Origin of the sequence: Streptomyces sp. NPDC046915 (assembly GCF_040644935.1) — a bacterium.
Classification (GTDB): domain Bacteria; phylum Actinomycetota; class Actinomycetes; order Streptomycetales; family Streptomycetaceae; genus Streptomyces.
This window is the reverse complement of record NZ_JBEYXB010000002.1, coordinates 202,865-225,030: the sequence shown is the minus strand read 5'-3', so window position 1 is coordinate 225,030 and position 22,166 is coordinate 202,865. Positions and strand designations below refer to the sequence as shown.

The 22,166-nt window shown below is 72.4% G+C and carries 19 protein-coding genes, 2 tRNA genes and 1 pseudogene; 15 read left to right on the top strand and 7 right to left on the bottom strand.

Features of this window, described 5'->3' with window-relative positions:
* Positions 1-216: 216 nt before the first annotated feature.
* Positions 217-1,674: a hypothetical protein gene (locus ABZ915_RS05795; RefSeq protein ID WP_361796404.1), complete on the top strand. Its 1,458-nt coding sequence runs from the start codon at positions 217-219 to the stop codon at positions 1,672-1,674.
* Between the two features lie 23 nt (positions 1,675-1,697).
* Here the strand turns inward: ABZ915_RS05795 and ABZ915_RS05790 are convergent, their stop codons facing one another.
* Complete coding sequence (locus tag ABZ915_RS05790; protein WP_361796402.1) at positions 1,698-2,303, bottom strand: histidine phosphatase family protein; 606 nt, start codon at positions 2,301-2,303, stop codon at positions 1,698-1,700.
* A 254-nt stretch (positions 2,304-2,557) separates the two neighbouring features.
* Here ABZ915_RS05790 and ABZ915_RS05785 point away from each other — a divergent pair, with 254 nt between their 5' ends.
* The 7 genes from ABZ915_RS05785 (at position 2,558) to ABZ915_RS05755 (ending at position 9,146) form a co-directional block, all read left to right on the top strand.
* Positions 2,558-3,511 carry a phosphatase PAP2 family protein gene (locus ABZ915_RS05785; protein WP_361796399.1) on the top strand — a complete coding sequence of 318 codons (954 nt, stop codon included), beginning with the start codon at positions 2,558-2,560 and terminating at the stop codon, positions 3,509-3,511.
* The gene (locus ABZ915_RS05780) at positions 3,408-4,715 is read left to right on the top strand and encodes a hypothetical protein (protein ID WP_361796396.1); all 1,308 of its coding nucleotides are present in this window, start codon (positions 3,408-3,410) and stop codon (positions 4,713-4,715) included. The genes ABZ915_RS05785 and ABZ915_RS05780 overlap by 104 nt, the downstream gene beginning before the upstream one ends.
* Entirely contained in the window at positions 4,706-6,310 is a 1,605-nt protein-coding gene (locus tag ABZ915_RS05775) for a hypothetical protein (RefSeq protein WP_361796393.1), read from the top strand. The genes ABZ915_RS05780 and ABZ915_RS05775 overlap by 10 nt, the downstream gene beginning before the upstream one ends.
* 196 nt (positions 6,311-6,506) lie before the next feature.
* On the top strand, positions 6,507-7,856 hold the full coding sequence (locus ABZ915_RS05770) for an AAA domain-containing protein (RefSeq protein WP_361796390.1): 1,350 nt from the start codon (positions 6,507-6,509) through the stop codon (positions 7,854-7,856).
* A 173-nt stretch (positions 7,857-8,029) separates the two neighbouring features.
* Positions 8,030-8,407 (top strand): hypothetical protein, encoded by a 378-nt coding sequence (locus ABZ915_RS05765; RefSeq protein ID WP_361450552.1) that lies wholly within the window; start codon positions 8,030-8,032, stop codon positions 8,405-8,407.
* Positions 8,408-8,536: 129 nt separating this feature from the next.
* Positions 8,537-9,079, top strand: coding sequence for a hypothetical protein (locus tag ABZ915_RS05760; RefSeq protein ID WP_361796387.1), 543 nt, complete (start codon positions 8,537-8,539; stop codon positions 9,077-9,079).
* Positions 9,070-9,146 (top strand) — tRNA-Lys (locus ABZ915_RS05755). The genes ABZ915_RS05760 and ABZ915_RS05755 overlap by 10 nt, the downstream gene beginning before the upstream one ends.
* A gap of 63 nt (positions 9,147-9,209) precedes the next feature.
* On the opposite strand, the gene ABZ915_RS05750 is transcribed toward ABZ915_RS05755, so the two are convergent.
* Positions 9,210-10,544, bottom strand: coding sequence for a M6 family metalloprotease domain-containing protein (locus tag ABZ915_RS05750; RefSeq protein ID WP_361796384.1), 1,335 nt, complete (start codon positions 10,542-10,544; stop codon positions 9,210-9,212).
* A 315-nt stretch (positions 10,545-10,859) separates the two neighbouring features.
* Between ABZ915_RS05750 and ABZ915_RS05745 the strand changes: the two genes are divergently transcribed.
* Positions 10,860-12,692: an EAL domain-containing protein gene (locus ABZ915_RS05745; protein WP_361796381.1), complete on the top strand. Its 1,833-nt coding sequence runs from the start codon at positions 10,860-10,862 to the stop codon at positions 12,690-12,692.
* A 126-nt stretch (positions 12,693-12,818) separates the two neighbouring features.
* On the opposite strand, the gene ABZ915_RS05740 is transcribed toward ABZ915_RS05745, so the two are convergent.
* Together ABZ915_RS05740 and ABZ915_RS05735 are read right to left on the bottom strand one after the other, a co-directional pair.
* On the bottom strand, positions 12,819-13,907 hold the full coding sequence (locus ABZ915_RS05740) for an LLM class flavin-dependent oxidoreductase (protein ID WP_361796378.1): 1,089 nt from the start codon (positions 13,905-13,907) through the stop codon (positions 12,819-12,821).
* A gap of 95 nt (positions 13,908-14,002) precedes the next feature.
* Positions 14,003-14,734, bottom strand: coding sequence for a decarboxylase (locus ABZ915_RS05735; RefSeq protein ID WP_361796375.1), 732 nt, complete (start codon positions 14,732-14,734; stop codon positions 14,003-14,005).
* Between the two features lie 121 nt (positions 14,735-14,855).
* Between ABZ915_RS05735 and ehuB the strand changes: the two genes are divergently transcribed.
* The 6 genes from ehuB (at position 14,856) to ABZ915_RS05705 (ending at position 19,059) form a co-directional block, all read left to right on the top strand.
* Entirely contained in the window at positions 14,856-15,773 is a 918-nt protein-coding gene (gene ehuB / locus ABZ915_RS05730; protein WP_361796372.1) for an ectoine/hydroxyectoine ABC transporter substrate-binding protein EhuB, read from the top strand.
* Positions 15,770-16,498 (top strand): ectoine/hydroxyectoine ABC transporter permease subunit EhuC, encoded by a 729-nt coding sequence (gene ehuC, locus ABZ915_RS05725; RefSeq protein WP_361796369.1) that lies wholly within the window; start codon positions 15,770-15,772, stop codon positions 16,496-16,498. The genes ehuB and ehuC overlap by 4 nt, the downstream gene beginning before the upstream one ends.
* Complete coding sequence (gene ehuD / locus ABZ915_RS05720; protein ID WP_361796366.1) at positions 16,495-17,145, top strand: ectoine/hydroxyectoine ABC transporter permease subunit EhuD; 651 nt, start codon at positions 16,495-16,497, stop codon at positions 17,143-17,145. Before ehuC ends, ehuD begins: the two co-directional genes overlap by 4 nt.
* Before the next feature lie 10 nt (positions 17,146-17,155).
* Positions 17,156-17,932 (top strand): ectoine/hydroxyectoine ABC transporter ATP-binding protein EhuA, encoded by a 777-nt coding sequence (gene ehuA / locus ABZ915_RS05715; protein WP_361796363.1) that lies wholly within the window; start codon positions 17,156-17,158, stop codon positions 17,930-17,932.
* A 207-nt stretch (positions 17,933-18,139) separates the two neighbouring features.
* Positions 18,140-18,898 (top strand): IclR family transcriptional regulator C-terminal domain-containing protein, encoded by a 759-nt coding sequence (locus tag ABZ915_RS05710; protein ID WP_361796360.1) that lies wholly within the window; start codon positions 18,140-18,142, stop codon positions 18,896-18,898.
* Between the two features lie 87 nt (positions 18,899-18,985).
* Positions 18,986-19,059 (top strand) — tRNA-Lys (locus ABZ915_RS05705).
* 134 nt (positions 19,060-19,193) lie between these two features.
* On the opposite strand, the pseudogene ABZ915_RS05700 reads toward ABZ915_RS05705, so the two are convergent.
* From ABZ915_RS05700 to ABZ915_RS05690, 3 genes and pseudogenes are all read right to left on the bottom strand, one after another.
* Positions 19,194-20,878, bottom strand: a pseudogene (locus ABZ915_RS05700) (AMP-binding protein).
* 26 nt (positions 20,879-20,904) lie between these two features.
* A complete protein-coding gene (locus tag ABZ915_RS05695) occupies positions 20,905-21,354 on the bottom strand; it encodes a DUF3592 domain-containing protein (protein WP_361796357.1) in 450 nt (149 codons plus the stop codon).
* 108 nt (positions 21,355-21,462) lie between these two features.
* Complete coding sequence (locus tag ABZ915_RS05690; protein WP_361796354.1) at positions 21,463-22,068, bottom strand: lytic polysaccharide monooxygenase; 606 nt, start codon at positions 22,066-22,068, stop codon at positions 21,463-21,465.
* Between the last annotated feature and the right edge of the window lie 98 nt (positions 22,069-22,166).

The following is a 22,166-nucleotide window of genomic DNA, read 5'->3' as shown; positions in this document are numbered from 1 at the left end:
CCAACGCGGCACGGCGTCAACGGCTACGGCACAAGTGCGCCGCAAAGGATGGCACTTCATGGCAGATCATGCATGAGATATCCGATTTGTAGCCAAACGCAGCGTGGCGGGCCCGACACAGCAGGTACGTTCTTGCCCGCCGGAACCGGGGCGCCGACACCGACGACCCGCAACGGATCCGGCATGGTTCGACGGTTCGCACGAGAGGACCCGGCCATGGCGTCGTCAACCGTGACCTCGTCACAGCCCGAACGGCCACCACGGCCGAACCTCGCCTTCCGGCAGCTGCGCGGCCGGCGCTCACCGGCCGAGTTCGCCGCCATGGTGCGGCGGGCCGCCCGCGAGATCGGCGAGCGGGTGAGCTGTGACGCGCGCTACATCGGCCGGGTCGAGGCAGGCGAGATCCGCTGCCCGAACTACGCGTACGAACGGGTGTTCCTGCACATGTTCCCCGGCCGCACGCTCGCCGACCTGGGCTTCGCGCCCCGCTCGTCCGTCCGCGGACGCGGGGCTCGCCCGGCGGGGGAAGCGTCCCCCTCGCTCGCCGCACACCCGGCGTTCGCCGGGGGTGAGACACAGGGGGCGTTCGAGCCGTATGACACGCAGGACCCGTACGACACGCACGAGAACCACGAGATCCACGAGGAGAGCGACGTGCTGCGTCGCGCATTCATGACGGGCGGGGGCGCCACCGTGGCCGCCGCCACGCTGGGCCCCCTGGGGGTCACCATCGACGCCGCGGCGTCGGACCGGCCGGTGCGCCGCGCCGGGTCCTCCGAGGCGGCCGCCCTGGAGGAGGCCGTGCGCCGTATCCGGCTGCTCGACGACCGGCACGGCGCGGACGGCCTCTACCGGCGCGCCGCCGCCCCGCTGCGCGCCGCCTACGAGCTGCTGGACGCGGGTGCCACCCGGCAGACGACCGCCGACCGGCTGCACTCGGGCGCCGGTGAACTCGCCATCTCCGTGGGCTGGCTGGCCCACGACTCCGGCCGCTTCGACGACGCCCGCTCGCACTACGCGGAGGCGCTCGCGACCGCCCGGATGACCGGGGACCCCGCCCTGGAGGCGCACGCCTTCTGCAACACGGCCTTCCTCGCGCGCGACGCGGGGCGGCCCCGGGAGGCGGTGCGGGCGGCGCAGGCCGCGCAGCGGGTCGGGCGGTCACTGGGGTCCGCGCGCCTGATGTCGCTGCTCGCGCTGCGCGAGGCGGGCGGCTGGGCGGGGCTCGCCGACCGCACCGGCTGCGAACAGGCGCTCGTACGGGCACAGGCCCTGTACGACCGGGGCCGTTCGGACGCCGACCCGGAGTGGATGACCTTCTACGGCGAGGCCGAGCTGGAGGGGCTGGAGGCGCAGTGCTGGTCGACGCTGGGCGACTGGACGCGCGCGGCCCGGCACGCGCGGCGGGCCGCGCAGCTCCAGGACCCCCACTTCACACGGAACATCGCGCTCTACACGGCCGAACTCGCGGACGACCTCGCGCGCGGGGGACGGCCCGACGAGGCGGCGGCGGCCGGGATGCAGGTGCTGGACCTGCTGGACCAGGTGCAGTCGTCACGGATCCAGACGATGCTGGCGGGCACCGCGCGGGTGCTGCTGCCGCACCGGCGGGCCTCCGGGGTCTCGGGGTTCCTGGAACGGCACGCCTCGCTGCCGCGGACGGCACGTACGTAGGCCCTGACCCCGTGGCCGGGTGGTCAACCGGCGAGGTGTCCCAGGTCGTTCCAGCTCTCGATCGCCGGTTCGCCGTACGCCCAGCCCAGGACGGACAGCGATGTCGGGTTGAGGCGGATCCGCGCGGCGAAGTCCAGCGGCTGGCCCAGCCACCTCGCGCCTATGGCCCGCAGGATGTGCCCGTGGGCGAACACGAGGACATCGCGGTCGTCGCGGTCGGCTGACCGCGCCCAGGACACCACCTCGTCCGCCCGATCCGTCACCTCGGCGAGGGTCTCCCCCTCGGGGACCCCGTCCCGCCAGATCAGCCAGCCGGGGCGAACGGCCTGGATCTCCTCGGGGGTCATGCCCTCGTACGCGCCGTAGTCCCATTCCAGCAGCGCGTCCCAGGTGGTCGCCCGGTCACCGAATCCGGCGAGTTCACACGTGTCACGCGCGCGTGACAGGGGGCTGGTGCGGACCTCGACCCCGGGGAGGCCGTCGAAGGGCGCGCGGTGCAGCCGCTCGCCGAGCAGTTTGGCGCCGCGCCGGCCCTCCTCGAGGAGACCCACGTCGGTCCTGCCGGTGTGCTTGCCGGACAGCGACCAGGCCGTCTGTCCGTGCCGGGCCAGCAGGATGCGCGGTGCCATGGGGGACCTTTCCGGGAGACATCGGGGAGGGATCGGGGAGAAACCCGAGGCGTAGCCCCTCCATCATCGCGCACCCTGTCCTTGGGCAACCCGGCGGGCGATCTCAGCGTCTATCTGGGCTGAAGCGCCGCCTGAGAGCCAACGGGTACGCCGCACGAGCGGACAGGTACGCCGTGAACGAGCTGACAGGTACGCCGTAAAGTGGCACGCCCGGCCCAAGGCGAGCCGCGGACCAGAAGGGGGAGGGCGATCGGATGCCGCAGACCGAGACACCGGGCACCGAGGTGTCCCCACGGACCCGGCTGCGGTGGTGGACGGAACTTCCGCTGATCCTGCTGGTGTACGGCTGCTACTCGGCGGGCCGCCTGCTCGCCCGGGGCGACGTCTCCAGCGCCGTGGACCACGGCCTGGCGATCCTGCGCGTCGAGAAGGCCCTGCACCTCAACGCCGAGCATCCGCTCAACCGCCTGTTCACGCGCGAGGCATGGCTCGGCGTCCCGGCCGACTTCTGGTACGCGTCGCTGCACTACCTGGTCACGCCCGCGATCCTGGTCTGGCTCTTCCGGTCCCGCAGCCACCACTACCGGGCGGCCCGCACCTGGTTGATGACGTCCACGTTCATAGGCCTGATCGGCTTCACCCTGCTGCCCACCTGCCCGCCCCGCCTGCTCTCCGCGGGCCACGGCTTCGTGGACACGATGGCCGAGTACAGCTCGTACGGCTGGTGGGGCGGCGAGGCCAGCGCCCCACGGGGCATGGGCGGCATGACGAACCAGTACGCGGCCATGCCGAGCCTGCACGTGGGCTGGGCGCTGTGGTGCGGAGTGATGCTGTGGCGGTACGGCGGCACGCGCATCGCCAAGGCCGTCGGCGTCGCCTACCCGCTGCTGACCGCGATCGTGGTGATGGGCACCGCCAACCACTACTTCCTGGACGCGGTCGCGGGCGCGGCCGTGATGGGGGTCGGGCTGCTGCTCGCGCCGTACGTGATGCGCGGCGTGGACCGGCTGCGGGCGCGGCTGCTGCCGGGCGACTCGGTCGTCGCAGCGGGCTCCGGGGGCACAGGCGCCCCGATTGTCAGTGGCGGATGCCAGACTTCCCCGGGTGAGCGAATTCCACGGCAGCGCGACGCGCGGCTCGGAGCCGCAGCCGAGCCGGACGCCGCCCCCACCGACGCGGGGGACGGCGCTCCGGCACCGGCTCGCTGAGCTGCGCGGCCCCGACGTACCGGCCAAGGCACTCGACGCGCGCGCCCTCGCGGCGCTCGCCGCGAATCCGGGGTGCAGACGGCGGGCGATCCTGGACGGGGCGGGCGTCGACAAGGCGGGACTGGCGAGCGCGCTGGGCGCGCCGTCCGCCTTCGGGCAGTCGCAGTTCGCCCTGACCCGGGGCAACGCGTTCGAGGCACGGGTGAAGGCCGACGGCGGCGCGGAGTTGCTGCGCCTGGTGCACGCGCGCCTGGACCCGGGCGCCGAGCCGCCGCGGGAGACCCACGTCCCCGACCTGTCCGCGCCCGGCCCGGCGGGACGGACGGCGCGTACGGCGCTGGCGTTGCGCGAGGCCGTCGAGGCGGGCGGCTGGACGCTGCTCGACCATCCGATGCTGGCACTGGACGTGGCGGGCTCCCCGGCGTTCCTGGAGCCGGACGCGGTGGTGGTGCACCCGGACGGCAGCTGGACGGTCGTGGAGATCAAGTCCTTCCCGATGCTCGACGGTTCGGCCGACCCGGCGAAGGTGGGCGCGGCCGCGCGGCAGGCGGCGGTGTACGTGCTGGCCCTGGAGGACGTCGCCGGACGGCTCGGCGCGGAGCCGGAGGGGCGCGCCGGTGTCGAGGGGACGAGCGCGCGGAGGCCCGAAGGGGTGAGCACGGTCGTCCCCTCGACACCGGCTGAGGCGCCGCGGAGGCGGAGCGCCCAAGACAGCGTGCCCGCCCCGCGCGTGCGGCAGCGCGTTCTCCTGGTCTGCCCCCGGGACTTCTCCAACCTGGCCACCGCCTCGGCCGTGGACATCCGCAAGCAGCGCGCGGTCACCGCCCGCCAGTTGGCCCGGCTCACCCGGATCGACGAGATCGCCGACGGCCTTCCCGAGGGCACCTGCTTCGCGCCCGGTCTGCCGGCCGAGGAGCTGACGGCGGCGGTGGAGTCGGTCCCGGCGACGTACGCGCCCGAGTGCCTGGCCGCGTGCGAACTGGCCTTCCACTGCCGCGAGCGCTCCCGCTCGGCGGGCGCGGTGACGACGCTGGGCCGCCCGGTCCGCGCCGAACTGGGCGGGTTGTCGACCGTGGACGACGTTCTGGCGGCGGCCCGCGGCGAGCTCGGCGACCCCGGGGATCCGGCGGTGGCGGCGCTGCGCAGGGCGGCGGCCCTGCGGGCGGAGGCGCTGTCCGGCCGGGAGGTGGCCGCGTGTCCCTGATCGCCACCCTCGCCCGTCTGGAGGCGGTCAGCACCGGCCGTGCCCGGCCCACCGCGACGGTCCGGCACCGGCATCTGTCCGACCGGCCGCTGGTGTTCGTGCCGCTCACCACCGCCGGTGAGGCGGGGGCCCCGCTCGGGGCGCTGGTCGGCACCGACCGGGACGCGCCGCGCCTGCTCGTCGTGGCGCAGCCGCGCGACCGCGATCTGCGTTTCGCGTTCCTCGCCGAACTGGCGGACATCGTCCTGCCCTACGTCGACTCGTTCGCGGAGGGCGTCGAGCCCGCCGAGCGCACCGAGACCGACCCGGAGACCGGCAAGCGGGTCAAGGTCGAGGTCGAACTGTGCGCGGACGCCCAGCAGCTGATCGTGCCGAGCCGCGCGGGCGTGGAGTTCGTACGGCTGCTCGGGCGGTCCATGCGCTTTCGCCGTACGGCGGAGCAGGACCCGGAGGCGCCCTACCCGGCGCCGCCCCGGGTGCCGTTGCTCGGGCGGTGGCTGACGCACTTCGGGGAGCGGGCCCGGGTGCCGGGTTCCTCGCTGCTGCACGCGCTGACGGACCTGCTGTCGCGGCACTGGGCGACCGGGCAGTCCAGCCTGGAGGACCAGCACCTGGGTGCGCTGCTCGCCTGGATCGACCCTCCGGAGGGCGTGACGGGCGCCGAGGAGGCGGCGCGGGCCGAGCTGGGGCGGGGCGCCGACGGCCAGTTGCTGTGCCCGCCCGCGGGTCCGGCCACCGACCCGGCGTTCGACAACAAGCTGCTCGCGCCCGCCCTGGAGCGTTACGACCGGGCGCGTACCGCCCTGGCGGCCGCCGAGGACGGGCTGGAGGCGGACGACCGGCTCGGCGCGCTCACCGCGGCCGAGCAGGAGATCCGCGACCTGGTGGCGAGCGTCACCCTGCCCACCTGGCAGGCGGTGTGGCGCGGTATCGACCTGCTGCGGGCGCTGCCGGAGGGGGCGCATGTCGAGGAGCGGTGGACGCGCGACCGCTGGTCGTTCACCGGCCACCGCGACCGCGTGGTCGCCGGGGAACCCCCGCAGCCCCGCCGCGACGACGCGGTGACGGCCGCCAACAAGCTGGCCACGCGCGAGCGTGAACAGGCCCGTCTCGAGGCGCAGGAGGCCCTCGACGACCCGCTGGTGATGGCCGGGCGCAGGCTGGCCGGGGAGGCGTTCGCGGGCGAGGTCACGGATGTCGTCATGGCGTACAGCGAGGGCAAGCGGCCCAGCCCGCGCCCGCTGGTGACCGTGCGCACGGACGACCGGCCGTACTTCGGGGAGCGGGCGAAGGTGTACCGCTCGCTGGGCGGGAAACCGCAGGCGGCCGAGTTCGTCGGGTTCGCCGGCTCCGAGGGCGAGGGTCTCGTCGTCCTGCGGATCGTCGACAAGATGGGCCGCGGCAAGGAGCCCGAGGCCGGGTCGGTCCCGGAGAAGGGCGACCGGCTCTGCTTCACCCTGTTCGAGCACGAGCAGCGCGGCGGGGCGAAGCTGCCCGACCCGGAGGAGACGCCGTGGACGCACGGCGGGCCGCCGGGTGAGGCGGCCGCCGTGGCCGAGTCCGCCGACCCCGTGACCGAGGAGGACCTGCTTTGAGCCCTCTCCCTCGCGAGCGAGGGAGATTGCTGGCTCCCGCCGCTCGATCGCTCAGCGAGCGACCGAGTCTTCCGCGATCAGCACCAGCCGGGTTGGAACCAGCCCGGGTTCCCCGGAGATTGGAGGTTGCTGTGCCGGCTTGGCTCTCGCTCAGCACGACGCGAGACTACCATCTGTCACATGGGTGGCACTCCCGGTGACCGATCGCGTCCAGCAAGCGGCGTTCGACCCCGGGGCCGCGGCCGCGCGGGCCACCGACGCGATCCTCCGCGACACCCTGCACGGCACCCACCGGGGCGTGGTCGTGGACTCCCCGCCGGGTGCCGGCAAGTCCACCCTCGTCGTCCGCGCGGCGCTGGAACTCGCCGACGCCGGGCGCCCGCTGATGGTGATCGCGCAGACCAACGCCCAGGTCGACGACCTGGTGGCCCGGCTCGCCGAGAAGGACCCCGAGCTGCCCGTCGGCCGGCTGCACAGCAGCGACGCCGACCCGTACGACAAGGCACTGGACGGCCTGCCGAACGTACGGAAGTCGGCGAAGGCGGGTGACCTGACCGGCATCCCGGTCGTCCTGTCCACCGCCGCGAAGTGGGCGCACGTGAAGGTGGACGAGCCGTGGCGGCACGCCATCGTGGACGAGGCGTACCAGATGCGCTCGGACGCGCTGCTCGCCGTGGCCGGGCTGTTCGAGCGGGCGCTGTTCGTGGGCGACCCGGGCCAGCTGGACCCGTTCGCGATCGTGGGCAGCGAGCAGTGGGCGGGCCTGTCGTACGACCCGTCCGCCTCGGCCGTGACCACTCTCCTCGCCCACAACCCCGAGCTGCCGCAGCACCGTCTGCCGGTGTCGTGGCGCCTCCCGGCGTCGGCGGCCCCCCTGGTGTCGGACGCCTTCTACCCCTACACGCCCTTCCGCAGCGGCACGGACCACGGCGACCGCCGCCTGGCCTTCGCCGTCCCGTCCGACGGCTCCGGCCCCGACCGGGTGATCGACGAGGCGGCGGCCTCGGGCTGGGGGCTGCTGGAACTGCCCGCGCGGCACACGCCGAGGACGGACCCGGAAGCGGTACGGGCCGTGGCCACGGTGGTACGACGGCTGCTGGACCGGGGTGGCGCGGCGGTCTCGGAGCGCTCACCGGACCCGGCCCCCCTCACCGCCGACCGGATCGCCGTCGGCACGGCCCACCGGGACCAGGCGGCGGCGGTGCGGGCCGCGCTGGCCGAGCTGGGCGTCGCCGATGTGACGGTGGACACGGCGAACCGGCTCCAGGGCCGGGAGTTCGACGTCACGGTCGTCCTGCACCCGCTGTCCGGCCGCCCCGACGCCACCGCGTTCCACCTGGAGACGGGCCGCCTGTGCGTCCTCGCCTCCCGCCACCGGCAGGCGTGCGTCGTGGTGTGCCGGGCGGGGGTGGGCGACCTCCTGGACGACTATCCGTCGACCGAGCCGGTCCAGCTGGGAACGGTGGTGAAGTTCCCGGACGGCTGGGAGGCGAACCACGCGGTGCTGGCCCACCTCGCCGAACACCGGGTGCCTTGGCGGCCATGACCCGGCGACCGCCTCCCTCAAGACCGCCCTCCCGCCGGACGGAGGCCGGCACGCCGCCGGAGGCGGCCGAAGAACACAAACAGCCAGCGTCCCCTTGCGTGGGGGCGGGACAATGGAAGGCGGCCCACCCAGAAGGCGGCGCCCCTACCGAACCGTACGAGGAGGAGAAAGACATGGCGGAGCCCACGCCGCGTCGGCACGAACCGCGGCTACGCCCCGCGCCGCTGCTCTTCGAGCCCGCCGAGGCGGCCGCCGATCCCGAGCACTTCTTCGACCTGGAGTCGATCGAGGATCCGCGGGAGCTGCTGTCGCGGGCGACGGAGCTGACGCAGGCGTTCCGTGCGGCCACCGACCGGGCGATGGAGTTCCAGGCCGTCGCGGCGGCCCAGCTGGCCGATCCGCGGCGGTTCGACCGGCTGACGCCGGCGGACATCGCCGAGCGGGCGGAGTGGACCGAGGACTACGCCAAGAGAATGGTGGAGTTCGGGCGGGACCTGATGCGGGGGGCTGCCGCCGAGGCCGAGGGGCGGGGGTCCGCGGACCCGGTGTGATGCCGGCCGCGGCCAAGTCGCCCGGCATATGCCAGGCGGGCGGGCAAGATACCCCCTCACGGCTCGGCTTGTCCCCCTTTTCGGCAACTCACCGCTTTCCGGTGCTCACGGCCGGTAGATGTGATCGGTATGAGCAGTGCACGCAGCGACCTCGCGGGAGTCACCGCGGACGGCGCCGAATGGCTGGCCTCGACGGGGAGTCGTCCCCGGAGCGGGACCGGGCCGCTGGTGCTGCCCTGCGGAACCGTCTTCGACGTGGTGAACGTGCCGGCGGTCTTCGGGCGCCGGATGCTGGACCGGCTCTGGGACGAGGGGCCGGGGTCGGGCCCGGTCGCGGCGTTCCGGGGCCGCATGCTGCTGTTCGCCGCGCCGCGTACGGCACAGCGACTGCCGTCCCTGCTGGCCTGGGAGGAGTGGAGCTGGGCGATTCCCCCGCTGCTCTGCCACGGCAAGGGGGACGCCGTGACCGTCCCGGCGCTCACGGGCGGTGACCCTTCCGCCCCCGACGGTGCCCGCTGGCTCGTCGCCCCCGACACCCGCAACCCATGGCTGCCCGGCCCCGAGGTCGTGCTGTGGGCGGCCGTCCGGGCGGCCCGCGCCGCGGTGCGGATATCGATTTTTCCTCCCGCCGATCAGGGTGCTAAGGTCTACGACGTCAGCAGGCGCCGCTAGCTCAGTTGGTTAGAGCAGCTGACTCTTAATCAGCGGGTCCGGGGTTCGAGTCCCTGGCGGCGCACCAGACAGCAGAGGGTCACATTCGCGAGAATGTGACCCTCTGTCGTTGTGTACTCGCGGCCCCCGCTCAGCCCGCACCCCCCGGACTCGGCCCCGGCGTGATCTTCACCGTCCACGCCCCCGACGGCGTCCGGTCCTCCACCTCCACTCGTACGCCCTCACCCGGCACCGTGAAGCTCTCCCCCAGGGCGACCGGCGCATCGGCGAGGGGCGGGTACACCGAGTTCGCCCAGCAGGCCTCGGTGTGCGGGTGGGCGTCGACCACCTGGATCGGCCCGCCCCCGGACTCCGCCCCGCCGCGCACCCGGTACACCAGGACGCCCGACCGGCAGACCGCGCTGTCGTTCCCGGCCGGGCCGCGCGCCTCGAAGGCGAGGACGGATTCGGGGCCGGTGCGCACGAGGGCCAGTTTCACGCCGTCGCCGAGCCCGAAGGCGGGGGCGCCCGAGGCGCCGGCGACCGTGGTGCCCGGCCCCGCGGCCAGCGGCTCCAGCGTCAGCCGGGTGGGACCGCCGCCCCGCACGCACACGACCTGGCGCGGACCCAGCCAGCCCAGCTTCCACTTGTGCCAGCCGAACAGATCGGGGGCCAGTCCGAACTGGCTGCCCATCAGGTCCCAGTCCCCGACGTAGGTGTCCCAGTCGCCCTTGCCGTCCACCGGGCGGTGATACAGGTCCGGCAGGTCGAAGACGTGCCCGGTCTCGTGCGCGAGCACCAGCCGGTCGGGCGGATGCCTCTCGAAGACCGTGACCACCCGCCGGACGTCCGTGCCGTCGATGTGCGTCGGGGTGTCCAGGTTGACCACCTTCGTCGCGTCGGAGTCCACGCCGGGCGCGTCCGGGTCGGCGACGAAGTACACGACGTCGTAGCGCGAGAAGTCCACCTCGGGGTCGGCCGTGGCGAACGCGTCACGCAGATAGGCGGCCCGCCGGTCCGGATCCCAGTCCCGCCTCATGGCGTACGACGTCGACGGCTGCGGCATGCGCAGCCAGCGGCGCAGCGGATGCGGGCGCAGGGCGAACCGGCCGTAGGAGGCGCGCTGGAAGAAGCTGTTGGTGGCCGGGAAGTGGTCGGCGGTCAGCTCGGCGGGTGTGGTGCGGGGGGTGGAGTCCGGGAAGGACAGGAAGACCAGGACCGCGTCGAGCGGGCGGGACGGGCGGGTGTAGGCGTCGTTCCAGGTGTCGAGGCCCTCCGAGTGGTGCGCGTCGGTCCGCTTGAGGGCGCAGGGCGCCGTGGTGAACGGCTCGGCGACCGAGGGGACGGTCAGGATCGAGGTCGCGGCGAGCGCCGACATGACGGTGAACACGGCGGCGGTGCTGCGCAGTCGGGGCCGGGTGCCGATCCGTCCGAGCCTCGCGAGGGCCTCACGGGAAAGCCGCTCGAGGGGCAGCTGACGCGGCACGGGGACCTCCGGATGCGGTTTCGCGGGACACCGCATCCAGACTGTGTGACTTTGTCGCGATACGCCCTGTTTGCGTGCCCCAGAAGGGTGAGGGGTCGCGGAGTGCCCCGAATGGCCGACACCCCGAAGCGCTCACGGAACGTCACAAGCGGTCGGGAGCCCTAAGAACCCGCCCAGGGACGGGCAGAAACGATCTGTCACAACCGCCGGGTCATCCTGGACACTGGACAGTGACTGGAAGGCCCTCGGGCCAGCCTCTATGATCGGCACACTTTCCTGCACGGACAGAGATCGAGTGCACTGCGGGAGCGAGCGGTGAGCGGAACGTCCGAAGGGCCGACGCCCGCGGCAGACCTCGACCGGTCAGCCGTCACAGATAGTGACAATGCGACACCTACCCGTGCGGGGCGCGCCTACCGCTCCGTCTTCGAGGCCGCCCCGCTGGCGATGGCGGTGGTCGACCGGGAGGGCCTGGTCGCCGACGCCAACGCCGCCCTGGGCGCTCTGCTCGGCATCGATCCCGCCGCGCTGACCGGGCAGGTCGCCGCCGATCTGGTGGACCTGACCTCCGAGGCCCGCATCTGGCACGCCTATCGCGAGGTGCTGCGCGGCCGGCAGGCCAAGCTGCGCTGCACCCGCCGGCTGAAGCACCCCGACGGCCACGCGGTGTGGGTGCAGGTCACCGTCGCCCCCCTCGCGGACGCCGAGCCGGGCATCCTGCTGTCCGTCGCCGACATCGGCGCGCACCGTGAACTCCAGGCGCGCCTGCGGCACTTGCAGATGCACGACCCGGTGACGCGGCTGCCGAACCGCACGCTGTTCTTCGAGCGGCTGTCGGCCGCGCTGGAGGCGGAGTCGTACGAGCAGAGCGGTACCGGCCGGATCGGGCTGTGCTATCTGGATCTGGACGGATTCAAGGCGGTCAACGACACTCTCGGCCACCGCGTGGGCGACCGCCTGCTGGCCGCCGTGGCCGAGCGCCTGACCCGGGTCGCCGACGAGGCCGGGTACGCCCGGTCGAGCACGCCCCTCGTGGCCAGGCTCGGCGGCGACGAATTCGCGCTGCTGGTGGAGGACTCCACGGGGACGGAGCAGCTCGCGGAGCTGGCCGAGGCGGCGCTGGACGCCCTCCAGGATCCCTTCGATCTCGCGGGCCAGCGGCTGTCGTTGTCCGCCTCGATCGGTGTCGTGGAACGCCATGCGGCCGGCACCACCGCCACCGGCCTGATGCAGGCCGCCGACACGACCCTGTACTGGGCGAAGGCCGACGGCAAGGCCCGCTGGACGCTGTTCGACCCGGAGCGCAACGCGCACCGTATGACCCGCCAGGCCCTGTCCTCCACGCTCCGCCATGCCATCGACCGGGGCGAATTCGTGCTGGAGTACCAGCCGTTGGTGGCCATGGAGGACGGCCGCCTGCGGGGCGTCGAGGCGCTGGTCCGCTGGAACCATCCGCAGTTCGGCATCTTGACGCCGAATCGGTTCATCGGACTGGCCGAGGAGGACGGCTCGATCGTCCCGCTGGGCCGCTGGGCCCTGGCGACCGCCTGCCGTCAGGCCCGCCGCTGGCACCTGGACCACCCCGGGGAGCCGCCGATCTTCGTGAGCGTCAACGTGGCCGTGCGTCAGGTGTGGGACTCCGACCTGGTGGCGGACGTGGCGGAGATCCTCGCGGAGACCGGCCTCGCCCCGCACCTGCTCCAGCTGGAGCTGACCGAGTCGGCGGTGATGGGCTCGGCGGGCCGCCCGCTCCAGGCCCTGAAGTCCCTCAGCGGCATGGGCGTGGGCATCGCCATCGACGACTTCGGCACCGGCTACTCGAACCTGGCGTACCTCAGCCGCCTGCCGGTCTCCGTCCTCAAACTGGACGGCTCCTTCGTGCGCGGCTTCCAGTACGAGGAGGCCAAGGACACGACCGCCACCCCGCCGAACCCGGCCGACGAGGTCATCGTCGAGGCGATGATCCAACTGGCCCACCGCCTGGGCCTCACGGTAACCGCCGAATGCGTGGAAACCTCCGCCCAGGCCACCCGGCTGAGGCGGATCGGCTGCGACACCGGCCAGGGCTGGCTCTACTCCCGCCCGGTGCCGCCGGACCGTATCTCCGAGTTGCTCGGCGCCCAGACCTACGCGGTAGGCAACCCTTAGGCGACAGCGACGAGTTCGAACGCGACCACCACCTCACCGACCGACCGGCGACGACAGCGGCCAGAGCCGGCTCCACCCCCGCCCGGTGCCGCCGGACCGTATCTCCGAGCTGCTCGGCGCCCAGACCTACGCGGTGGGCAACCCGTAGGCGTCCGCGAGGAGTTCGTAGGAGCGGAGGCGTAGCTCGCCGCGGTGGGCGTGGGAGGTCAGCATCAGCTCGTCGGCTCCGGTGCGCTTGTGGAGTTCGTCGAGGCCGGTTCGGACCTCGTCGGCCGTTCCGTGGACGATGTTGCCGGTCCAGGAGGCGACGAAGTCCTCCTCCATGGGGCTGAATTCGTGGGCCTCGGCCTCTTCGGGGGTGGGGAAGAGGCCGGGCCGGCCGGTGCGCAGGCGGATCATGTTCAGGGCGGTGGCGCGTACTTGCCGGCGCGCCTCCTTCTCGTCGTCCGTGGCGAGCGTGGAGACACCGATCAGGGCGTACGGCTGGTCGAGCACCGCGGACGGCCGGAAGGACTCCCGGTACAGGTCGAGGGCCGGGATCGTGTTCTGCGCCGAGAAGTGGTGCGCGAAGGCGAAGGGCAGGCCGAGCAGGCCGGCGAGGCGGGCGCTGAAGCCGGAGGAGCCGAGGAGCCAGACCGGCGGGCGGTGCGGCGACTGGACGCCGCCCGGGGAGGTCGCCTGGACCGGCCCGGGTATGGCGTGGATTCGCCGGTAGGGATGCCCGTCGGGGAAGTCGTCGTCGAGGAACCGGGTCAGCTCGGCGAGTTGCTGGGGGAAGTCGTCGGCGCCCTCGTTCAGCGTGTCCGTGCGGCGCAGCGCGGCCGCGGTGGCGCCGTCGGTCCCGGGCGCCCGCCCCAGCCCGAGGTCGACCCGCCCGGGCGCCATGGCCTCCAGCGTCCCGAACTGTTCGGCGATGACCAGGGGCGCGTGGTTCGGCAGCATCACCCCGCCCGATCCGAGCCGGATCCGCTCGGTGTGCGCGGCGAGGTGGGCGAGGATCACGGCCGGCGAGGAGGAGGCGACCCCCGGCATCGAGTGGTGCTCGGCCACCCAGTACCGGTGGAATCCCCGCGACTCCGCGAGCCGCGACAGCGCGACGCTGGTCCGCAGTGCGTCGGTGGCGGTACTCCCCGCGCCGACGGTCACCAGATCCAGCACGGAGAGGGGGACGGGGGCGCTCCCCTGCGCGGTTCCCCGGATCTCGTCTGCCGACACGGTGGGTGCCTCCTGTTGCTCGGCGGTGGCCTGGTGGCCTGTGGAGAGGCTTAACAGGAGGGTGGCTCCGGTTTATTCCCGGGCGGCTCAGGTCCTCAGACCTGCACGATCGGCTCCCGCGTGAACAGTGCCCCCAGCGCCGGCGCGTTCACCCGGCGGTCGGCCAGCCGCAGCCCTTCCCACACCGTGACCTGGTTCGCCGTGAGGACCGGCTTGCCCAGGGACTCCTCGAGGAGCGGGAGGTACGCCGCCGTGTGCCACGCGGTGTCCGGCAGCACCACCGCCTCCGCGCCGGCCGCGTCCGCCGCCCGGGCCAGCGCCAGCGTCTCCGCCTCGCCCCACCCCGCGACCTCCTCCGGCGTCACGGCTCCGGCCGCCTGCACAGCGGCCACCTCCACGCCCCCGGCCCGCAGGAAGTCCGCGAACAGGTCGGCCACGTTCTGCGGACAGGGCGCCCCTACGGCCACCCGCCGCACCCCGAGCTCCCGCACCGCGTGCACGAAGGCGAAGGAGGTCGAGGAGGCCGGCATGCCCGCCGCCCGGGCCAGGGCGCGCACCTGCTCCTGGGCGCCCTGCCAGCCGTACCCGAGGCTGCCGCTGGGGGACGCCCACACCACCGCCTCCGCGCCCGCCAGCCGCAGCCCCTCCACGCTCGCCGCGAGCCGCTCGGGTGAGCCCATCTCCCGCAGCGCGTCGGTCCGGTGGATGTCCTCGGCGACCTCGATGCGGACCAGGTCCACCCGGATGTCGCTGCCGATGAGCTGCTCGATGCGCGCGTAGTCGTCCTCGGCGAAGTGACCCGGGTAGAGGATTCCGAGTGCGGTCATGTCCTGCCCTCCTGCGGTTCGTCCGGCCGGCGGTACGTGTACCCCGTGCGCGCCGCGTACCGCCGCAGGCGCGTGAAAACCGTGGCGCATAAGTAGCTTGCGTTCGGGTAGCCGCGCCGCCATGGCTCCACCACTCGGGTACGACCATCACACAACCGGATACGAACGCAGACGCACCCGCCGCTCGGTGCTCGCCGGTATCGCGGCGGCCGGTGCGCTGGGCGCCGCGGGCTGCTCACGCGTGGCCACCGCGGCCGGCACGAACGGCGGCGAGCTGCTCGACCGGCTCCGGGCCCAGGGCGTCGTACGTCTCGGGATCGCGGGCGAGATCCCCTTCGGATACATCGACAAGGAGGGCCGGCTGACCGGCGAGGCGCCGGAGTTGGCACGCGTCATCTTCAAACGGCTCGGCATCGACCGGGTGCAGCCGGTGCCGACCGAGTTCGGCTCGCTCATCCCCGGCCTCAACTCGCAGCAGTTCGACGTCGTGGCCGCCGGGATGTACGTCAATCCCGAGCGCTGCGCGCAGGTGATCTTCGCCGATCCCGACTACCAGATGCTCGACTCCTTCATCGTGCGCAAGGGCAACCCGAAGGGCCTGCACGACTACAAGGACTGTGTGGCGAAGAAGGCGAAATTCGCCACCGGGACCGGATACGCCGAGATCCAGTACGCCGTGGACGCGGGGTACAAGGAGAGCGACATCCTGATCGTCCCGGACCAGGTCGCCGGCCTGAACGCGGTGGAGGCCGGACGCGTCGACGTGTTCGCCGGTACCGCCCTCACCACCCGCGAGGTGGTGAAGAAGTCGGCCAAGGCCGAGGCCACCAAGCCCTTCACACCGCTCGTCGACGGCAAACCGCACGTGGACGGCGGCGCGTTCGCGTTCCGGCCCACCGAGACCAGGCTCCGGGACGCCTTCAACGTCGAGCTGCGCAAGCTGAAGAAGAGCGGGGAGCTGTTCCGCATCCTGCGGCCGTTCGGCTTCGGCAAGGCCGAGATGACCGATCTCACCGCGAAGGAGCTGTGCGGCGGATGACCACAGGGCTCTGGAAACTCGTACTCGAGGGAGTCTGGACCACGGTCCAGCTGCTGGTGTTCAGCGCGCTGCTGGCCGCGGCCGTCTCCTTCGCCGTGGGCCTCGCGCGCACCCACCGGCTGTGGATCGTCCGCTTCCTCGCCGGCTTCTACACCGAGGTGTTCCGCGGCACCTCGGCGCTGGTGATGATCTTCTGGGTGTTCTTCGTGCTGCCCATCGCCTTCGGCTGGCAGCTGGTGCCCATGTGGGCCGGCACGCTGGCGCTCGGGCTCACCTACGGGGCGTACGGCTCGGAGATCGTGCGCGGTGCGCTGAACGCGGTCGACCCGGCGCAGCTGGAGGGCGGGATCGCGCTCAGCTTCACGCCCTGGCAGCGGCTGCGGCTGATCCTGCTGCCACAGGCCGTGCCGGAGACCATCCCGTCCTTCTGCAACCTGCTGATCGAGCTGCTCAAGGGCACCGCGCTGGTCTCCGTCATGGGCATGGGAGACCTGACCTTCAGCGCCAACCTGGTGCGGCTGGCGCTCCAGCAGAGCGCGGAGATCTACACGTACGTCCTGCTGATCTACTTCGTGATCGCCTTCGTGATCACCCGGCTGATGCGGGTGCTGGAGAAGCGGCTGAGGGCCGGGATCGGCAAGGACCCGGGGACGGAGATGACCGCGCGTGAACGCAAACGCGCGCAGACGACCGGCGTGGGAGCCGCGGGCGGAGGTGCCGCATGAAGTGGGACTGGAGCGCCGTCAGCGGATTCATGCCGCGGTTCTGGGACGGCCTGGAGATCACCCTTCAGGCGCTGGCCCTCGGCTCGCTGCTCTCCTTCGCGCTGGGGCTGGTGTGGACGCTGCTGATGCGGACGCCGAGCCGCTTCGTGCGCTGGCCGGTGGGGGTCGTCACCGAGTTCGTCCGCAACACCCCGCTGCTGGTGCAGCTGTTCTTCCTCTTCTACGTGCTGCCCGAGTGGGGTCTGACCTTCTCGGCGATGGCCACCGGCGTCTTCGCGATCGGCCTGCACTACTCGACCTACACGATGCAGGTCTACCGGGCCGGTATCGAGGCGGTGCCCGTCGGCCAGTGGGAGGCCGCGACGGCGCTGAACCTGCCCCTGCGGCGGACGTGGACGACGGTGATCCTGCCGCAGGCGATCCGCCGTGTCGTGCCCGCCCTCGGCAACTACGTGATCTCCATGCTCAAGGACACGCCGATGCTGATGGTGATCACCGTGCTGGAGATGCTCGGTCAGGCGCGGCTCTACTCCCAGCAGCACTTCCAGTTCACCGAGCCCCTCACCGTGATCGGTGTGGCCTTCATCGTCATTTCCTACCTGTCCTCCCTTCTCCTGCGAGCCCTGGAGCGACGCCTTGTCCGCTGACACCCCTCTGATGAAAGAACCCGGCACCAGTGCCGGCCCGTCCACCGGCGGGAGCGAGCTGATCCGCCTGGACGGGATCACCAAACGATTCGGCACGAACACGGTGCTCGACCGGCTGAACTTCTCCGTCGACGCCGGCAAGCACGTCACCCTGATCGGCCCCTCCGGCTCCGGCAAGACCACGATCCTGCGGCTGCTGATGACCCTGACCAAGCCCGACGAGGGCACGATCACGGTCGACGGGGAGCAGCTCTTCCCGGCATCCGAGAAGCAGGTGCGGGAGGTCCGCAAGAAGATCGGGATGGTGTTCCAGCAGTTCAACCTGTTCCCGAACATGAGCGTGCTGCGCAACATCACCGAGGCCCCGGTGACCGTGCTCGGTCTGTCCAAGGACGAGGCGGAGGAGCGGGCCAAGGAGCTGCTGGACATGGTGGGCCTGGCCGACAAGACCGACGCCCGGCCGACACAGCTGTCCGGCGGCCAGCAGCAGCGGGTGGCGATCGCCCGTGCGCTGGCGATGCGGCCGAAGGTGCTGCTGCTGGACGAGGTGACCTCGGCGCTCGACCCGGAGCTGGTCGCGGGCGTGCTCGACGTCCTCAGGGACATCGCGCGCACCACCGACATCACGATGCTCTGCGTGACCCACGAGATGGGTTTCGCCCGGGACATCTCCGACCAGGTACTGATGTTCGACGGCGGGCGGGTCATCGAGTCGGGATCGCCGGAGCGGATCTTCGCTGATCCGGAGCAGGACCGGACCCGGGAATTTCTCAGCGCGGTCCTCTGATTACAGGAAGTGAACGCACCATCACGCGAGGTCCGGACGTCGGTTCGTGCCGTTGGCATATGCCAGTGAGCCTGCGCCGCAGTTGAGAGGCCGCAAGCGGGCCACATTCTCGCCAACAACCTCTCACTGTGCGGCTCTTGCCGGTTATCGTGATAGGGATCCGCCGTCCGGATCGCGGCCCACAGAGCGAGCGCAGGGGGAACCACCGTGGCGCTGAAGCACGAGCCGACCGCCCCGTACCACTCCGCCCAGGACGCCCTGCGCGTCCTGGAGACCGTGGCACGCCATGCCACCGGGGTGACCGACACCGAACTGGCCCGTCACACCCGCCTGGGCCCCGAGCGCCTGACCGCCCTGCTGCGCATGCTGCGCCGCGAGGGGTACGTCGAGCAGGACACCGACGGGGCGTACGTCACCGGGGCGGCCCTCGCCCGGCTCGCCTCGGCCCACGACCGCGAGGGCGCCCTGCGCGAGAAGCTCCAGCACACCCTCGACCGGCTGCGCGACTCGGTCGGCGCGGCCGTCTACATGAGCCGGTACGTCGACGGCGAGGTCAAGGTCACCCAGTGCGCGGTCGGCCCGGCCACGCCCGCGGTCAACGAATGGGTCGACTTCCGCTACTCCGCCCACGCCACGGCGATCGGCAAGAGCCTGCTGACCCAGCTCGACCACAACGCCAGGCGCGACCACCTCTCCCGTCACAAGATGGCCCGCCTCACCTCGCGCACCATCACCAGCGACAAGCTCCTGCTCTCCCGCCTGGAGTCCCAGCCGGCGACGGTGCCCGTGCTGGACCTCCAGGAGTACGCGGTCGGCACGGTCTGCGCGGCGGTCCCCATCACGGCGGGCGCCTCCGTGGGCTGCCTCGCCCTGTCCCTCCCGATCGAGCACGCCCACCGCCTGCGCCAGGCCGCGGACACCCTCAACCGGAACGCGGCGCCGGTACTGCTGTCACTGGCGATCTAGCGCGACCGAACCCGGTCCCGAGCACCCCTCGGGACCGGGTAGTATTTTCTTCGTCGCCGACCGCGGACAGCGGAAGGCGGGAGTCATGCGCCGCTAGCTCAGTTGGTTAGAGCAGCTGACTCTTAATCAGCGGGTCCGGGGTTCGAGTCCCTGGCGGCGCACGATGACGATGGCGAGCCACGTCCGCAGAAAGCGCGGACGCGGCTCGCCATCGTCGTGTCCGCGCGGCTTCGCCGCCCGTGGTGGGGGCTCCGCCACCCACACCCCCGCCCTCACTCGGCCGGGGTTTCCCGGCTCACCGGCCCAACAGTGCCTCCCGCCCCCGTACCCGGTACTCCTCGAACAGCGTGGCCCTGTCCTCGGCGGTCAGCCTCCGGTACGCGCACTCCCCCGGCGGCCGCCACCACACCGGATCCTCGCACCGGAAGCCCTCCCGCCTGAGCCACGCCCGCCGGATCTTGTTGGTGGCGGTCACCGGCATCCGCTCCACCACCCGGACGAACCGGGGCGCCATCTTCGTGCCCAGGTCGGGCTGGGCGAGCAGGAACTCGGCGAAGTCCGGCGGGTCGAAGTCCCCGGCGAGGGCCGCCATCACCTGGTCCCCGGCCACCGGGTCCGGCACCGCGTACACCGCGACGGCCGTGGCGCCCTCGTACCGGGCCAGGATGTTCTCGATCATCGCGGCGGCCAGGTTCTCGCTGTCGACGCGGAGGCGGTCGTCGGCGCGGCCGGTGAAGTAGAGGTAGCCGTCGGTGTCCCGGCAGAAGAGGTCGCCCGTCCAGTACGCGCCGTCCCGTCGGCGCTCGGCCTCCGCCTCGGCGTTGCGCCAGTAGCCCTCGAACGGGTTCGGCCCCCGGTTGACCAGCTCGCCTATCGCCTCGTCCCCGTTGACCAGCCGCCCGGCGGAGTCGAAGCGGGCCGGCGGGCACTCCTCGCCCGTCTCCGGATCGAGCACCACCAGCCCCGGTGCCGCCCGCCCCACCGCGCCGGACGGCGTACCCGGCGACCACTGGACGGCGGCGCCGCCCTCGGAGGAGCCGTAGCCCTCCACCAGCCGCACCCCGAACCGCCGCTCGAAGGCCGCGGCGTCCACCGCCCCGGCCTCCGTGCCGAAGCCGAGGCGCAGCGGGTTGTCCCGGTCGTCGGGGCACGGCTCGGTGGCCAGGACGTAACTCACCGCCCGGCCGACGTAGGTGAAGTACGTCGCCCGGTACCGGCGCACGTCCGCCAGGAACCCGGACGCAGAGAACCGCCGCCTGAGCGCCACCCCGGCCCCGGCCGCCAGCGCGGGCGCCCAGTCGGCGATCACCGCGTTGCCGTGGAACATCGGCATGCAGATGTAGTGCACGTCGTCCGGGCGGACCCCGAACTGCGCGGCCAGGGAGCCCCCGGCGGCGGCCAGGCGGCCCTGGGAGCAGATCGCGGCCTTGGGGGCGCCGGTGGAGCCGGAGGTGAAGTAGAGGAGCAGCCGGTCGCCCGGGGTGGCGCGGGCGGGGTCCGGTACGGCACCGGCGTACGGGGCGAGCAGGGCTTCGTACTCCGGGGTGCCGGTGACCAGGAGGCGTATTCCCCCACGCTCGACTGCGCTCGCGCGGGGGGACCCCATGGCAGGTCGAGGCCGTCGAGGAGCCGGAGGTGGGCCCGCTCGGTGACCAGGACCGGGCACTCGGTGTGCAGGATGTCGCGGGCCAGCTCGGGACCCCGGCGGGTGGGGTTGATCCCGGCGACCGCCGCGCCGGAAAGAGCGGCGGCGCCCAGCCACAGCGGGAACTCGGGGGTGTTGTCGAGCAGCACCCCGACGTGCGGCTCGGCACCGGGCGGCAGCAGGTCGGCGAGGAGGGCCGCGCGGGCGGCGGCCCCGGCCGCGACCGCGTGGTGGGTCAGCACCCGCTCCTCGAACCACAGTCCCGGCCGGTGGTCACCCCACCGCGCCGCCACCGACTCGGCTACCGTGCGCCTCCTGGACTCCCTGGACTCCATGTCGGCGCACGGTAGTTGACATACCGTCAGATGTGGAGGCTCATGCTGTGGTACGTCACCATGAAGCCGACGCAGAACACCACGATCACGCCGAGGAAGCCCACCAGGGCCAGCGCGCCGGCCGCGTTCCTGACCGGGCTCGGCCGGTGGGCGGTGGCGGTGATCTCGTGGCCCTGCGCGTAGTACACGGTCACGATGTCGCCCTCGACGATCGTCGCCGGGCCGTTCTCCTCCTCGAACCGTATGGCCCGTCCGTCGCGCGCCGTGAACTCGTAGACGTGGTGCAGCGTGGTGCGCACCGAGGTGTCGTTCGCACCGCCGTGCGTCGTCGTGAACATGCGCAGACAGCGCGCCTCGGCCGTGAGGCCGCTGTTCCAGGCGCTCCTGAGCTGCAAGGACCGGTGCACGACCCGGTACGCCATGAAGAGGGCCACGGCCATGACGAGGACCGGGATCACATAGAACATCGCTTCCATCGCACTACCCCCGAGATGCGTGCGCCGGCCCGAATGATCGGCGTGGCGGGAACGTACCCCGCCCGCCGGCGCACGCCCCTCAAGAGAAGCTCTGAACCGGGGCCGCGGTCAGAACGTGACGTCCGAACAGGCGTAGAACGCGTTGCCCGTGTCGGCGATCGTCCATACCGCGAGGATGACGTGATGGCCGCTCAGCCCGCCCGGCAGGGTGCCGCTGTGGCTGAGGGTGGCGGGCGGACGCTGGCCGCCGTAGGGGACCGTCAGGAACGGGGTGGTGTTGAGGTCCGAGCGGGACAGGGCGTGGTTCTGGTTCCAGCCCTGCTTGGTGACGTAGTACTTGAAGTCGGTCGTGGCGTGCATGGCGGTGAACTGCCAGCGGAAGGTGTAGCTCTGCCCGCCGGTCACCTTCGTCGTCGGCCAGGCCGCGCCGGACGGCGTCTTGGGCGAGCTGAGCTGGGCGAACCGGCTGAGGCCGCCGTTGCACAGCTGGCCGTCCGCCGGACCGGCCGCGGGGAAGCCCTTCGGGCCCTCGACGCTCTGCGGCTCCCACTGGATGTCGCCGCAGTTCGTCACCGTGCCGTTCTGGCAGAGCTTCTGCCTGCTGATGGGGAGGTCGGTGTAGCCGTGACCGCTCGCACCGCCGGTGGAGAGCACGAAGGCTCCGGCGGTGGCGAGGCCCAGCACGGCTGCGGACACCTTGGTCTGTGTGCGCATGCTGCCGCTCCTGGAGAACGTGGGGGAGGTTCAGTGAGCTGTGCAGGTCTAGACCAAGTTTCAGATTATTGCTGACCGTTGAACATGTCCATACCAAT